The 13,821-nt window shown below is 48.9% G+C and carries 11 protein-coding genes; 8 read left to right on the top strand and 3 right to left on the bottom strand.

All coding sequences use genetic code 11. The annotated features are described in order from the left end of the window. Positions 1 to 31 precede the first annotated feature (31 nt). Positions 32 to 1,039, bottom strand: a complete 1,008-nt coding sequence (locus tag AABK39_RS03235; RefSeq protein WP_338393482.1) for an aspartate-semialdehyde dehydrogenase — start codon at positions 1,037 to 1,039, stop codon at positions 32 to 34. 152 nt (positions 1,040 to 1,191) lie between these two features. Between AABK39_RS03235 and AABK39_RS03240 the strand changes: the two genes are divergently transcribed. Continuing rightward, entirely contained in the window at positions 1,192 to 5,559 is a 4,368-nt protein-coding gene (locus AABK39_RS03240; RefSeq protein WP_338393483.1) for a lamin tail domain-containing protein, read from the top strand. 57 nt (positions 5,560 to 5,616) lie between these two features. Here AABK39_RS03240 and AABK39_RS03245 read toward each other — a convergent pair whose 3' ends face one another. Further along, the gene (locus AABK39_RS03245) at positions 5,617 to 6,057 is read right to left on the bottom strand and encodes an Hsp20/alpha crystallin family protein (RefSeq protein ID WP_338393484.1); all 441 of its coding nucleotides are present in this window, start codon (positions 6,055 to 6,057) and stop codon (positions 5,617 to 5,619) included. Between the two features lie 257 nt (positions 6,058 to 6,314). On the opposite strand from AABK39_RS03245, the gene AABK39_RS03250 reads away from it, so the two are divergent. The 3 genes from AABK39_RS03250 to AABK39_RS03260 all read left to right on the top strand — a co-directional run bounded on the left by AABK39_RS03250 (position 6,315) and on the right by AABK39_RS03260 (position 9,156). Further along, positions 6,315 to 6,845 (top strand): GNAT family N-acetyltransferase, encoded by a 531-nt coding sequence (locus tag AABK39_RS03250; RefSeq protein WP_338393485.1) that lies wholly within the window; start codon positions 6,315 to 6,317, stop codon positions 6,843 to 6,845. 372 nt (positions 6,846 to 7,217) lie between these two features. Then, entirely contained in the window at positions 7,218 to 8,447 is a 1,230-nt protein-coding gene (locus tag AABK39_RS03255; protein ID WP_338393486.1) for a patatin-like phospholipase family protein, read from the top strand. 193 nt (positions 8,448 to 8,640) lie between these two features. Continuing rightward, the gene (locus AABK39_RS03260) at positions 8,641 to 9,156 is read left to right on the top strand and encodes a GNAT family N-acetyltransferase (protein ID WP_338393487.1); all 516 of its coding nucleotides are present in this window, start codon (positions 8,641 to 8,643) and stop codon (positions 9,154 to 9,156) included. Positions 9,157 to 9,297: 141 nt separating this feature from the next. On the opposite strand, the gene AABK39_RS03265 is transcribed toward AABK39_RS03260, so the two are convergent. Beyond that, a complete protein-coding gene (locus tag AABK39_RS03265; RefSeq protein ID WP_338393488.1) occupies positions 9,298 to 10,461 on the bottom strand; it encodes an AIR synthase related protein in 1,164 nt (387 codons plus the stop codon). Between the two features lie 168 nt (positions 10,462 to 10,629). On the opposite strand from AABK39_RS03265, the gene AABK39_RS27685 reads away from it, so the two are divergent. The 4 genes from AABK39_RS27685 (at position 10,630) to AABK39_RS03285 (ending at position 13,761) form a co-directional block, all read left to right on the top strand. Continuing rightward, on the top strand, positions 10,630 to 11,220 hold the full coding sequence (locus AABK39_RS27685) for a helix-turn-helix domain-containing protein (protein WP_421825153.1): 591 nt from the start codon (positions 10,630 to 10,632) through the stop codon (positions 11,218 to 11,220). A 421-nt stretch (positions 11,221 to 11,641) separates the two neighbouring features. Then, positions 11,642 to 12,115, top strand: a complete 474-nt coding sequence (locus AABK39_RS03275) for a hypothetical protein (protein ID WP_338393489.1) — start codon at positions 11,642 to 11,644, stop codon at positions 12,113 to 12,115. 114 nt (positions 12,116 to 12,229) lie between these two features. Beyond that, positions 12,230 to 13,087: an Rpn family recombination-promoting nuclease/putative transposase gene (locus tag AABK39_RS03280; protein ID WP_338393490.1), complete on the top strand. Its 858-nt coding sequence runs from the start codon at positions 12,230 to 12,232 to the stop codon at positions 13,085 to 13,087. Positions 13,088 to 13,239: 152 nt separating this feature from the next. After that, positions 13,240 to 13,761, top strand: coding sequence for a hypothetical protein (locus AABK39_RS03285; RefSeq protein ID WP_338393491.1), 522 nt, complete (start codon positions 13,240 to 13,242; stop codon positions 13,759 to 13,761). Positions 13,762 to 13,821 lie beyond the last annotated feature (60 nt).

Here is a 13,821-nt window from a genome sequence, read left to right on the forward strand (position 1 = left end):
AAAGGCCCAGAATGTTCCGTGAAATCCGGAATTAGGCCTCTACAGTAGAGCCAACCAAACCTTCGCGAACCAAGAATTCGGCGATCTGGACGGCGTTGGTAGCGGCGCCCTTGCGCAAGTTGTCGGCAACGATCCACATGTTCAGCGTGTTGGCCTGCGACTCGTCACGACGGATACGTCCTACGAAAACCTCGTCGTGGCCGTGGGCATTCAAAGGCATCGGGTAAACGTTGTTTTTCGGATCGTCCTCAACGATGACTCCTTCGGTAGCGGCCAAAAGCTCGCGTACTTCCGCAAGGTCGAAATCATTTTTGAACTCAACGTTCACAGATTCGGAGTGTCCGCCCATTACTGGCAAACGAACAGTGGTAGCCGTTACTTTCACGTCTTCGTCGCCGAAGATTTTCACGGTTTCGTTCGTCATCTTCAGCTCCTCTTTAGTGTAGCCGTTGTCTTGGAATACGTCGATGTGCGGCAACACGTTCATGTCGATTTTGTGAGGGTACGCCATATCGCCCTCTACGCCGGCGCGCTCGTTGTTGAGTTGGTCAACAGCGGCTTTTCCCGTTCCGGTTACCGACTGATAAGTGGAAACAACCACGCGCTTGATGCCGTATTTGGCCTGCAATGGGGCCAAAGCCAACACCATCTGGATAGTGGAGCAGTTAGGATTGGCAATGATTTTGTCGTCTTTGGTAAGTTCCTTGGCGTTGATTTCCGGCACGACAAGTTTGTTGGCCGGGTTCATTCTCCAAGCCGAAGAGTTGTCGATTACGAAAGATCCGGCTTCGGCGAATTTCGGAGCCCACTCCAAGGAAGTGCCGCCGCCCGCCGAGAAAATAGCGATGTCCGGCTTGGCGGCAACCGCGTCAGCCATACCGATTACGGTATACTCTTTACCCTTGTAGGAGATCTTCTTTCCGGCCGATCTCTCGGAAGCGACTAACAACAACTCATCAAAGTGGAATCCTCTTTCGTCCACGACTTTCAGCATTTCGCCACCTACTAGACCTGTGGCTCCTACGATTGCTAATTTCATGATGACCTAAAATTATGGGGTAAGAATTTGACTTAATACGGTTGGCGCAAAATAATATTGGCACACAAACCACGAACGCAAAATTAAGACAATTATTTCGATAGAAAAGAAGTTTTAATCAAAATCTTATTCTGAATTTAAAGGTAATTCTTATGTTTTATTCCTGTAGTGGCAGTTTGGTTGCCGGGGTGGCGAAATATTTTTTGGCTACATGCGCCTTTTTTTGCCTTACCTGCTCAAATGCGAGCTCGCAACAGTATGATATTCGTCTTAATGAAATTTTAGCCGACCCGACACCGTCCAAAGGGCTACCGGAATCGGAATATATTGAAATACAAAACACTGCGTCGGTTTCCGTTCATCTGTCCGGCTGGACACTCTCCGATGCTCGTAGCACTGTCGCTATGCCCGATGTGGAGGCTCTGGCAGAAGAATATTTGGTTTTGTGCCCCGAATCGAAATCTCATCTTTTTCCTGAGAACGTAAAGGTTGTGGCCCTTGCGGACTGGCCCGCTTTGAATAACGACGAGGATTGTATTATCATAAAAAACAGTGAAGGTATAACTGTGGACTCGCTGTGTTATTCGCTTTCCCTTTTCGGAAAAGGTTATGGTGGGGGAATCAGTTTGGAGCGGAGCAACCCAGCTAAGGCGTGTCACAAAGAAATTCTTTGGCAAGCTTCCGTAGCGGAAAAAGGCGGTACTCCGGGGTTTGCGAACAGCGTATACAAGGGGTCGGAAAGTTTCCCGACGGCGAGATTGATTGGTCATAAACTTCGATCGGATCATCTGACATTGGAATTTGACCAGCGGATTTCCCTAAGGCCGGGATGGGAAGTCAGCGTGAATGGCGAACCTGCCGAAGCCGTATCGAATGAAAAAAGCCTGATTTTGACATTGCGACAAGTTCCCGCTTCGGGCGAAAGGCTTTTGGTCAAGTTCAGTAATCTTTTCGATTGTCTGGATAGGCCATTTTCTGGCGAAGCGGAGATTATTCATGATACCGAGGCGCCCAGAGTTGTCGGTGTGGCTTGCCTTAGCCTTGACAGATTCAATGTTTATGTGAATGAATCGGCGGATTTGTCTCAGGTATCTTTTCGGATAGAAGACGGACCAGAAACTCAGATTAGAGATTCCCAAGGCAAAAAAATCGGGATTGGATTGGCCGAATCGCTGAAACCGGATTCGGAATACAGTTTACAGATAAACGGGCTGAAGGATCTTCAGGGAAATGAGATGTCTGATACGCTGATCGTTTTCAATACTTTTGACAGCAAAAAAACGGCGAGGATAGTCGATGAAAACAGTGTCGAGATAATTTGGGGAAAACCGGTGACGGGCTTTTATGCCGAAAGCTTTCGGATTCTTCCCGACAATGTTCCCGCACAGGTTTTCCCTTTGGATGAAAAACGGACCCGCCTTTTCTTTCCCGACCGGTTTAAGGCAAATAAGAAATACCGTCTCGCTGTTTTTCCTTTTCAAAATAAAAACGGCGAGCTAGTGCAGGCGTTGGAACAGGAAATCGTTTGGGACACCCGTGCGCCGAAGCTCTTGTCGGCCGATATTCCGGCGCCTGACACCGTGGTTTTGTATTTTGAAGAAAACCTCAGCGCCGAATCCGCAGAGAGGCCGGAACATTATCGGATTCTTGAGTCCGATTTTTCTTTTATCCCCAAATTATTACCTGACGAAAAAAGCGTAAAGCTTGGCCTTTCCGGAAAACTGAAAGAGGAAAAAGTTTATGCGCTCAGTGTAAACGGTGTGGCGGATGTTTTTGGAAATGAGACCGATTCGGAAATTGAAATCGTATATGACAATCGGCCTCCCAAAATCGCTTCCGCAACTTTTATTTCTTCCGATAGCCTATTGTTGCGGTATCATGAGGACTTGCTCGATTCGGAAATCGGCGATTACAGGTTTGTCGAAGGGCCCGGGCTGAAAGAAGTTGTGGTAAATCCGTATGCGCCGAAGAAGCGCTTGTTGGTCGCTTCGTCGTCGTTTCCGGAAAAAGTGTTTGTGCTTGAGAGCCGTTCGCTTCAGGATTTGAACGGTAATATTCAGTCGGAAACGAAATATTACCGGTTGGATTTTCGGAAGACTTCGGCTTCCTGCATTTGGGTGGAGAGCGACAGTTCGATTCGCATACGATATTCTAGAGCGTTGGAAAACGCTTTGGCAAAAAGCGATATTGATGCGGAACATAATGTTCGGACTGTCGAAAAGGTCGACGAACAGGAGTTCAGGATTATTCTTTCCGAAAAGCTGAAAGAGGGGCTTCTGGTCAATATCAAAGTCGGAAGCTTGGCGGATATTAACGGAAACAAAAGCTCTAGAATAGATACGCTCGCTGTTTTCGAAACCGGTGTGGAGGGGCTTGCGCTTTCCGGTTCCCGATTTATCGATATTGATTTTCAGGAACCTATTATAAAGCCCAAGCCCAGCGGATTTTCGGCGAATGGACAAGAAGCGACAGCGGTTCATGTGAGTGAGAATCGTTTGACAATCGGCTTTGACAAAGAATTTGTATCGGATACAATCAGACTCCGCTTGCCGGTAACTAAAGCGGCTTCGGGCGAATATTTGCCGAGTTCCGTGCACAGAATTATCCGTGATTCCCAAGCGCCTGAGCTAATCGGCGTCGAAGCGAAGGAGCCCGGTTTGGTTAGTGTGCTATTTAATGAACCGGTTCCCGAATCGAAAAATGATTCGCCCGACCGTTTCAGGCTTTTAGGAGTGGAAATCGATAGCGTAGACTTTCTAGGAGAAGAAGTCCAGCTTTATTCTTCGTCGTTGGTTGACGGTTTGGAATATGAACTTTCGCTGAAAAAGATCAGTGACGAAAGCGGAAATATTGCGCGGGACTCGAATGCAAAGTTCACTTACCGAATTCCATATCAACCACAGTCCGGCGATCTGGTCTTTTCGGAAATTATGGCTTCCTCGCCGTCAATCGGTCCGTTGACGGGCTTGCGCTATGTCGAGGTGAAGAATCTGACCGAACATCCGGTGTTTCTGATCGGCTGGAGATTTTCGGATAAAAGCAAAAGTTCGATTATTCCCGATGCTTTTATAGAGCCTCACGGCCTTTTGCTCCTTGCTTCCGTTTCACATTCTGACAGATTGCTTGGGCATGGAAATGCGGTTGGCTTAAAATCTTTTCCAACGCCGAATATTAGCGGAGATGAACTTCGTTTGTCAAATGCTGAAGGGACGGTAATCGACCGGTTGGTTTATCAGGAAAAATGGATGAAAGGCTTTTCGGGGCGTTCTCTTGAACGTTCGGCGGATTATTGGCCGTGTTCTGAAGCGAAAAACTGGAATCCTTCGCAAGCCGGAGCGGGAGGTACGCCGGGGAAAAACAACAGTCCGGGAACTCAACGCCCGGATAATACCAAGCCCAAAGCGTTGACGGCCCATGCGATAAACGATACTGCTTATATCACTTTTGACGAAGAAGTGTTTTTGGATGAAAATACGTCTTGGATATTGGGTCCGGAGATTACTGTTCGTGAGTTCTCCCGAAGCGAGGCGACTCCCGAAATTTGGAAGCTGATAGCCGAGGCTCCTTTCGAAACATCAACGGAATACACGCTAACGTTCAAAAACCTAAAAGACTGTGCGGGCAATACCATCAGCGAAGCGCATAACACTGTGAGATTTGGCAGCTTGGAAAAAGCCCGTTTCGGCGATCTTGTGATCAATGAAATCTTGTCCGATCCAAAATCGGGAGGGAAGGATTTTGTGGAGATCCAGAACTTGTCCGATAGTTATCTGAATCTTGCGGAGATTGCTGTTTTAAAGGATTCGACCGATTTTTCGGGGATAGAATTTGATCCTCTGATTGAATATTCCGCCCCGATCGGGCCGGGGGAGATTGTGGCGTTTAGTGAAGATCCTGTTATCGTGAAAAACCATTATCCGAAAAGTGCCGAGGCTAGGATTATTCTTTCGAAGAAGCTTCCCAATTTCGATGCGGACAAAGGAGATGTATTTTTGGTGAATATACTGGAACGTAAAGTTATCGACCACGCCAAGTATGGACCGGAAATAAGAAAAGCCCCTTTGCGCGACTTTAAGGGCGTATCATACGAAAAGATCAGGGCGGAAAGGTCCGGAACTGATCCGGAGAATTGGTTTACCGCTTCGGCCTCCGCCGGTTACGCTACGCCGGGATTGCCCAATTCCCAGACCCGGCGTAACGAGAACACCGCAAACCGATTCGAAATAAGTCCGAGGGCATTGGATCCGCAACCCGATGGCCATGACGATTTCCTATCGTTACGGTTTTCGCCCGAAAAATCGGCTTGGAACGTTTCGATCACGATTTTTTCCTCCAATGGCCAACCCGTTCGACGGATTGCGGAAAACTATTCCGCTGGAATGGAGAACGAATGGCAATGGGCCGGCGAAGGCGATTCGAACAACAGGCTTACGCCCGGGCCGTATATCGTCTACATCGAGGCCACTAATCCCGACGGCGATTCTTTTAGGGAAAAACAGACCGTTTACGTGTTGCCCTAAACGTGAAAAGCTCCGCTACAGTGCGGAGCTTCCCGAATTGTCAAATCACACAAATACTCAGTGAATATCTATACGTTTGGCCCCGTCATTGGCCTCGCCTTCTTTTTTCTTGATGGAAATGTCCAGCATTCCGTTCTTGTACGACGCGTCGATTTTGTCGGCATCTGCGGAGGCGGGCAATGAGAATGTCCGGCGAAACGAAGAATAACTGAATTCGCGGCGCGTGTAACGGCCACGTCGGTTTTCGTCGGTATGTTCCTCCTTTTTCTCACAGGAAATCGAAAGCATATTATTTTCGATATGAATATCGAAATCCTCTTTTTTCATGCCCGGCACCGCCAGTTCCACCTCAAAGGTCTTGTCGGTTTCTTTCACGTTGCAGGCGGGCAAACTCGCCTTTAGTCCCGACTCCATGTCGAAGATGTTCCGGCCCATAAGATTTTCGAAATAATCTGTCAGGCTGGGAACGAATCCCTGGTTACGTTTTATCAGACTCATTGTTTTTCAGTTTTTTCTCCCGAAAAAGGTAATCTATCAACGGGTAAACACCTTGGGGCCGGGGCTGTTTTCCTTTCGCCTTTTTTTCACCAGCCCAGCGGGGAATTTTATCATATGACAAAAGCTACAAAGCGTTCTCTTTGTACAAGAATATTGCTTTGGACGGCGGGGCGCTATTCCGCAAAGGCGGATTTATTCTTATCTTAATAACAGCCGGAAACGTCCGGATTTTTTGAAACGCAAAGTAAATACGTAACATGGAAATTCACATTAGGCAAGAGATCCCGGCAGATCATGAAGCCGTTTCCAAACTCATCGAAAAAGCCTTTGAAAAAGAGGAGCTAAGCGACCAAAAAGAACATTTTTTGGTGGATCGCCTCCGCAAATCGAAAGACTTCGTTCCGGAGCTTTCTTTGGTGGCCCTTGACGGTCGTGATGTGGTGGGGCATGTACTGCTTAGTGAGATAAGAATCAAAAACGGTGAGAAAAGTTGCCTTTCCCTGGCTTTGGCTCCCGTTTCGGTTTTGCCGGAATATCAAGGCAAAGGTATAGGGGGGAGATTGATCCGCGAAGCCCACGAGGCGGCTTTGGCCTTGGGGTACAAATCGGTTGTCTTATTGGGGCACGCTGAATATTATCCTCGTTTCGGTTACAAAACCGCCGACAGTTTCGGGATTTCAATGCCGTTCAAAGTGCCTAAAGAGAACTGTATGGCGTTGGAATTGGTCGAAAACGGGCTTAAGGGCGTGGAAGGGAAGATTGAATACCCGGAAGCTTTCAACGTATAAAAAACGGCAATATGCCAAACGGACACATGTCCGTGGAGATTTTTTCTCCAAAAATCCATAGGCGGAATTCTCCGCACGACTTTTTGCCCAACGGGGTGGCGTGCGGAAAATTCCTTGACGCTGCTGAAATTTCCTCAGGTGTAATATTTTCCCGAATTACATTTTTTTAATCCGCTCCAATCCTTTTGATTGCGCTTAAGGATTCCGGAATCCGTTTGCCGTTTGGTTACAGTCGGGTTTTTGCGCATTCGGTTTTCTACTCTTTCGCCGGACAATTTTCTAGGGAAACAACCTCGCCGGCTCTCGTCTTACGCACTTTCCTGTCGGAACGAACTCTTCGTTACCGGATTTTTCCATCATAAAACCTAAACCATGGCCACCAACTTCACTGACAATGACCGTATCAGGGAAATTTTGTCCGAAATTCCCGAAAACAAAACCTATTCCGACATCACTGACGCCGAGGGCAACCAGTACGTAGACCTCGTGCAGGAGGGCGGTGGCGTATTGGGTATCGCATTGGTGGGTTACACCTATGTGCTCGAACATGCCGGTATCCGCTTTTTCAGTTTGGCCGGAACCTCCGCCGGAGCCATCAACACCATGATGATGGCGGGTTTGGGTGAAATCAGCGAAGCGAAATCCGAGAAGATTCTGGATATTCTTGACCGGCAAAACCTTTTCGATTTTGTGGACGGAAGCCCGGCGGTGAGGAAGATTATCGACAAAATCATTAAGAAAGAGAGCTTCGGGTGGTCTTTGGCTTGGAACGCGATGTCGATATATAAAACGATTAAAGCCAAACTGGGCTTGAATCCCGGTAAGAAGTTCGAAGATTGGATAGGGGCGGAGCTGGCGAAGGAGGGTGTCCGCACGATGGCGGACTTGGAGACGCAACGCAAGGTTTTGCCCGAAGGATTGAAGGATACGCAAACGGGCGAGCCGGTGAGGGATATTGAGCCGGGGCTAGCCATAATCGCTTCGGATATCAGTACCCACACGAAGGTCGATTTTCCACGGATGGCGGAACTTTACTGGAGTGATCCAGAAACCGCCAGTCCGGGCCAAATGGTGAGGGCCTCCATGTCGATTCCGTTCTTTTTCGAACCGTTGAAACTGAGCAAACTTCCCAACGCCGGAAAGACTAAAGACCCCGCTTGGGACAAGTACGCGAAATATACTGGACCGGTGCCGGAAAGCGTACGTTTTGTGGACGGCGGAATGCTCTCCAACTTCCCGATTAACGTTTTCCATAAGAAGAAAGACGAACGGTTGCGCAAACCCACCTTTGGCGTAAGGCTTAGCGATTACCGTGAGGCTTTTAGTACAACCGATACTTTGCTGGGCCTTTGCGGGGCGATGGTTAGTACCATGCGACAAATCCACGATTATGATTTCTTGCTCAAAAACCCCGATTACCGTCAACTGATATGCAGGATTGACGCCGACGAGAAGTTCAATTGGCTGGATTTTAACATGAACGCCGAAACCCGTCAAAAACTCTTTATGCTCGGTGCGGAAAAGGCGCTGACGTTTCTCAAAAAATTTGATTGGGCCGAGTACAAAAAGACCCGTGGCCAACTGGCGGAGCAACCCGCTTAAGCTATTTTGACGAAACTACACCCCGAAAGCCCGTACTTCTTGTTCGGGCTTTTGTTTTTCGTATCCGGTTTTCGCTTCTTGCTGGAACAACTGTACCGCACACACATACGAAACATTGGTGATATTCCTTTTTTACGGAAACTCATTGCCGTGTTTTGCCCCGTGGCGATTTCAAATTTTATTGCCAAAACTTATGACACTCCGGGAATTTAGAGGCTCAGACGCCGAGCGCATAGCGCTTCTGCTTAATAATAGAAGAATATCGAAAAATCTGAAAGACTGTGTCCCGTTTCCATACACGGTCACCGACGCCGACAAGTTTATCGGCTTTTGCCAATCGGAAGCGCCGCAAATGACCTTCGTGATAGAACTTGAAGATGAATTGGTAGGCGTAATAGCCTTAATCCCCCAAAAGGACATCTATAGACTCAGCGCGGAAATAGGTTTTTGGTTAGGCGAACCCTATTGGGACAAAGGAATAGTGACGGAGGCCATCAAGAGGATGATACATTACGCTTTTGACGAGTTGGGGTTGGTGAGGCTGTATGCCGGCGTATTCGGTGATAATCCGGGTTCTGGCGAATGTCTTCAGAAGGCGGGTTTTAAGTTTGAAGGTATTCTGGAAAAGGCTGTAATAAAAGACGGCGAGATGAAAGACGAGTTTCGGTATGCCCTAATAAATCCTGATTGGGAAGAAGCAACAAAGTGAAAAGAATCTAAAGCAGTTTTTTCTGCTTAAAAAAGAGTACAAAGTAAAAAACTAGCTATCCCTCTCCCCAAACAATGGCGGAGAATCCGAACCGGCTACTCTTTACCCTGTACTCTTTACCCTTTACTAATAAAAAAGGGATTAATACTCGTAAGTCCCCTTATCGTCCTTGATAGTGACTTTCTTTTTGTCCGAAGCCTCTACGCGGCCGATGATCTGCGCGTCGATGCCGAAGCTTTTGGCTACGTCGATAACCGTTTGCGCGCGCGACGGATCCAAGTATACCTCCAGGCGGTGGCCCATATTGAATACCTTGTACATCTCTTGGCGAGGCGTCTGGCTCTCTTCCTCTATCATGCGGAAAAGCGGAGGAATCGGTAACAGGTTGTCCTTGATCACGTGCAGGTTGTCCACGAAGTGAAGCACCTTGGTCTGCGCGCCGCCACTGCAGTGTACCATGCCGTGGATTTCTTTGCCCAATTCGTCGATAAGTTTTTTTGCTACCGGAGCGTACGTACGCGTTGGCGAAAGCACCAACTGCCCGGCGTCGATTGGCGAGCCTTCCACCTTGTCGGTGAGTTTGCGCGATCCGCTGAAGACCAAGTCCGAAGGTACGGCGCCGTCGTAGCTCTCGGGGTATTTGGTGGCGTATTCCTTGGCGAACACGTCGTGGCGGGCCGAGGTAAGGCCGTTGCTGCCCATACCGCCGTTGTAGCCGGTCTCGTAAGTGGCCTGCCCGTAAGAGGCGAGTGCCACCACCACGTCGCCGGCCTTGATGCCGTCGTTTGAGATCACCTTGTCGCGGCGCATGCGGGCCGTCACCGTGCTGTCCACGATTACGGTGCGCACCAAGTCGCCCACGTCGGCGGTTTCGCCGCCCGTGCTGATGATGTCCACGCCGTTGTCGCGGAGGGTCTGCAACACTTCTTCGGTACCGTTGATGATCGCGGCGATCACCTCGCCGGGAATCAGGTTCTTGTTACGGCCGATGGTGGACGAGAGCAGGATGCGGTCCGTGGCTCCTACGCAGATCAGGTCGTCCACGTTCATGATCACGGCGTCTTGCGCTATGCCCTTCCAAACCGACAGGTCGCCGGTCTCTTTCCAGTACATATAGGCCAGCGACGACTTGGTGCCTGCGCCGTCGGCGTGCATTACGGTGCAGAATTCCGGATCGCCGCCCAAGTGGTCGGGTACGATTTTGCAAAAGGCCTTCGGGAAAAGCCCCTTGTCGATGTTCTTGATGGCGTTGTGCACGTCCTCTTTTGAGGCGGACACGCCGCGTTGCATATAGCGTTCGTTCATGGCTTAGAGAGAATTCATTCGGGCAAGGCCCTAGTTCGGCTCAAAATTACGAAAAATAGCGCTAAATACGCCCGGCCCGGAGCGGAAAGCGCCCCTTCATACCACGGAACTTACGCGGACCACTTTGCTCCGAGAGCCAAACGGTACGGGAATGGCGAATAACAAAGCGTGGCTACGCCGAAAAAACACCCATACCGCCGACTCAACCTGGCCGAACGCCGGTATATCCAACTTGCCTCCGGGCGGGGCGACTCCCTGCGCCGTATCGCCTTTATGCTCCGGCGCTCGCCATCCACGGTAAGCCGGGAGCTGGGGCGCAACCATATGGCCGGCGACTATAACGCCGAGACGGCCCACAAGCTGTCCGAAGCCCGCCAGCGGGTATCGGCCCTCGGCGCAAGGCCCGGCCGGCGCGAGGGCTTCTATTTTACCCGGATATGCGTCCCGCATATGGACCGTAGCCTAGTGGCCTGGTATTCCGATACGCAAACTTACCACCGCAACCGCTTCGGCACGCCCGACTGGCTCCGTTTGCTCCAAGTCCGGAAGCGCAGTCCTTTCCGCACTCCCCGAGACTCCAAACCCTACCACTACCTTCAGCTAAAGGAGCTGATACAACTGCTCCGCCGACAGGCCAAAGTAAACAAGGAATTCCGGGAACAGGTCCCGCAAAAACGAAGACCCGAACCCGAAAAACAGCCCGTCCAAAAACAAATCAGCGTAACGTTCCTCACCGAAACACTTTCTTCGGTCGCTTAACCATGCCCGGAATTCCGGAAAAACGATTCCTTTCTTCAATATTTCTTACGGAATAAAAAAATCCGGGCCTCGTGTCCGGATTTTTTGGTTTTAAGACAGTGTTTTTTGTATCGGTTGATCAAAAACTGAGAGTTTTCCGTGAGGTTTTGGAGCGCTAAATTTTTGGCTAGACTTCTCTTGGGTGTTGCATTAGCTCCCGTGCATTTTTACTGATTCTTTTTTGCGGACACTTTCTCAAGTCCAGCTTAATCAAGGTTTCATATTGCCTCGGAAATTACCGTAAAATCCTTATATTGAGGATGAAGCCTGTTCGGATTTGACAGGATGACTTTTACTTTATTTTTTTGGAATCCGCTCCGCAAATATTTCCGAGTGTGGCGTGGTGATCTATCAAGTTGTCAAACTTATAAATGGAAATAGCATGGAACTTAAGACAATCAAGGGAACTGTCACATCCTGGAGCCTTCACAATTCGGACGGGAACATGTATACCTATAAAAATATTGTGCTTTCGCAGGACGGTAATGAGGTAGTGCTTGAAAACCCGGTGACACTGAGCAAAACAAGGGATTTTTTGAATGTTGGAGACTGTGTTGAGATCGCCTATGTGGCAAGCAGTCATATCCTTCCCATTCGCCTTTTCAAAGAGCTGAAAATCGTTTACGGGGTACGGACCGCTGATAATTCGGTGGTAGACGATGCCGTAGAGTGGAGTAGGTTAAAGCTGAAGTATACCATGCTTTATGTGTTCCTATCCGTATTCCTGTTTCCTGTTTTGCCTTTTACAATACTGAGATTTTATGCCCTGTACAATATGCCGGGGCAGAAGGAGTTTGCGCGGTTTGTGGCTAGCGTTTGGGGTGAAGATAAGTTGGTGGAGAAGGGGAAGGTTTGATGGTTTAGATGCTTGAGGCGGTATTCTAATAGGTTCGATTGAGCTCCGTTAATCCGATAATTGCCAAATCCGGCCGGGTCTCTTATCTTTAAGGTGGACGAAAATGGCAAAGTCATGACCGAGAAATTCATAAACCCTTTCACCGATTTCGGCTTTAAAAAACTTTTTGGCGAAGACCAGAATAAGGATATCCTCATCGATTTCCTTAACCAACTCCTTCCGAAAGAGGACCATATTAAGGATCTTTCTTTTCACAAAAACGAGCATTATGCCCGCACCGCCGAAGACAGGCGAGCCATTTTCGATCTGTACTGTGAAAACCAAGATGGGGAGAAGTTTATCATCGAATTGCAGCGGGCCAAGCAGGCTAATTTTAAGGACCGTAGCCTGTATTACGCTTCCTTTCCCATACAGGAGCAGGCTGAGCCCGGCACTGAGTGGAAGTTCAGGCTTAAAGGGGTGTACACAGTCTGTATTATGGATTTCGTATTTGATGAACATGAGGAAGACGAGCTTCTGCACCAGGTCAAGCTGATGAACATCAAGACCAAGAAGGTCTTTTACGATAAGCTTACCTTTATATATCTGGAAACCCCGAAATTCCGAAAGCAACTCCACGAACTCGAAACACGGTTTGACAAGTGGCTCTACCTATTGCGCAATCTTAACCGCTTGACTGACCGTCCCTTGCAACTTCAAGAGCGGGTGTTTCAGAAATTTTTTGACGCCGCTGAGATCGCGAAGTATACTCCTGTCCAATTGGAGGACTACCGAGAATCGCTGAAAATCTTGCGTGATTACTACGGAACATTGGAAAACCGTGAGATGGAAGGATTTGAGAAAGGTTTGGAGAAGGGGCTGAAAGAGGGTGTGGTAAAGGTTGCTAAGAATCTTTTGACGATAGGCTTGTCATCGGAACAAATATCCCAAACCACTGGGTTGAGCATAGATGAGATTGAGGCGCTGAGGTAACCAATCAAGCCCGGTGTAAAGCGATACGGATCTATTTTCGAAAAAAAATTGGCCAGTCACCCTTTTTTCCCATCGCCGGCACAGAACTTGGTTCTCTTCATAATGTCCGGCACGTAGCCGGGCCTTGATCTTTGAACGAAATTGAAAAAGCTGTGGAAGTAACACTGTCCGCTTATTCGATTTTCCCTGAAGAGAGGTATCCCAAGGCCGCCAGCGACCTTATGGAATGCCAGGTACTCCTCAATGAGATGGCCACTTGGGCCAGCAAAGAGGAGTTTGACGCTCTTTATTCCACCCGGAAGGAAGAGGTGTATGAGTCGCAAAACGAAAGTACCCGCACTAAGCTCAAGGAGTTCACGGCCCTGATTGACAACGCCGAGACTATCTTGAGCAAGGAGAACGATCCTGACCGTAGGCTTGACGTGCAGATTGAGCGGGACTTGGCCGACGCCCAAAAGCGCAAGCTTGCCCGTTCGCTGGAAAAGCGCAAGGAAGCCGGCGAGATCAAGCTTCTCAAAGAGAACGGGAAGCAGGCCAAGGGCAACGCTTTGGCTGAACTGATTCGTATGGCCGCCCTCGCTTACATCAATAATTATGTGATGCAAGGGCATTTGGGCGAAGGTGTCGTGACTTTTGAAGACGAGACCTTCACCGTGGAGTCGGTGCAGAACTGATCTTGAAAGAATCTAAAAAGGAAGCCGGTCATTGACCGGTTTTCTTTTTATAGCGCATTT

This window comes from Fulvitalea axinellae (genome assembly GCF_036492835.1).
Taxonomy (GTDB): Bacteria; Bacteroidota; Bacteroidia; order Cytophagales; family Cyclobacteriaceae; genus Fulvitalea; species Fulvitalea axinellae.